Here is a 1,122-nt window from a genome sequence, read left to right as displayed (position 1 = left end):
GGCTACACGCTGGGAACGGCGATCACCTCAGATGGCAGCTATGTGCTGACGGTGACCGATCTCGCGGGCAACAGCACGGTGCTGAACTTTAGCATTGATACGGTAGCTCCCGTGGTCACAGGTCTAACAGACAACCAGCTCTACACATCGGCGGTCACTCCTTCTAGCACCGACACCGACATCCAGACGGTGACGCTGACGAAAAACGGCAGCACAGTCGCTGGATACATGCTGGGCACGGCGATCACCGCAGATGGTAGCTATGTGCTGACGGTCACCGACGTTGCGGGCAACAGCACCGTGTTCCACTTCGGCCTCGACACGGCGGCTCCGGTGGTGTCGGGTGTGATCGACAATCACATTTACGGAACGTCCGTCACGCCGTCCAGCACGGACACTGACATCCAGACGGTGACGCTGACGAAAAACGGCACTGCCGTTGCCGGCTATACGCTGGGCACAGCGATCACCCTAGGCGGCAGTTACGTGCTGACCGTCACCGACCAAGCGGCGAATAGTACGGTGCTACACTTTGACATCGACAAGGTCGCTCCGGTCGTCACCGGAATCACGGACAATCAGCTGTATACCGCGACCGTCACGCCGTTCAGCACGGATACCGACATCCAGACGGTGACACTGACGAAAAACGGCAGTGCCGTTGCCGGGTACACGTTGGGAACGGTGATCTCTGGGGATGGAAGTTACGTGCTGACCGTCATCGACCAAGCCGGAAACACTACGGTGTTGCACTTCGGTATTGACACGACAGCCCCGGCGATTACGGGTGTGCTGGACAATCAGGCGTACTCATCATCCGTAACTCCAGTCACGAGTGACACCGACATTCAGACGGTGGCGTTGACGAAAAACGGCACCGCCGTCGCAGGCTACTCGCTAGGAACTTCGATTACCCAAGACGGCACCTACGAGTTGACCGTTACCGACCTCGCGGGCAATAGCACGGTGCTTCACTTTAGCATCGACACAGCAGGACCGGTGGTCAGCGGGGTTGTGGACAATCACCTCTACGGCACAAGCGTGACCCCTGTGAGCAGCGACACCGACATCACGACGGTCACGTTGACGCAGGACGGCACCGCTGTGGCTGGGTATACGTTG

At 58.8% G+C, this 1,122-nt stretch carries 1 protein-coding gene; it reads left to right on the top strand.

Translation table 11 applies throughout. The features are described 5' to 3' along the window. A partial coding sequence (locus tag C7459_RS22890) for a hypothetical protein (RefSeq protein ID WP_425450738.1) occupies positions 1-1,122 on the top strand: 1,122 nt, incomplete at both ends.

Origin of the sequence: Tumebacillus permanentifrigoris, assembly GCF_003148565.1 — a bacterium.
Lineage (GTDB): Bacteria > Bacillota > Bacilli > Tumebacillales > Tumebacillaceae > Tumebacillus > Tumebacillus permanentifrigoris.
The sequence above is the reverse complement of the archived record's forward strand: the minus strand, read 5'-3'. Positions and strand labels throughout refer to the sequence as shown.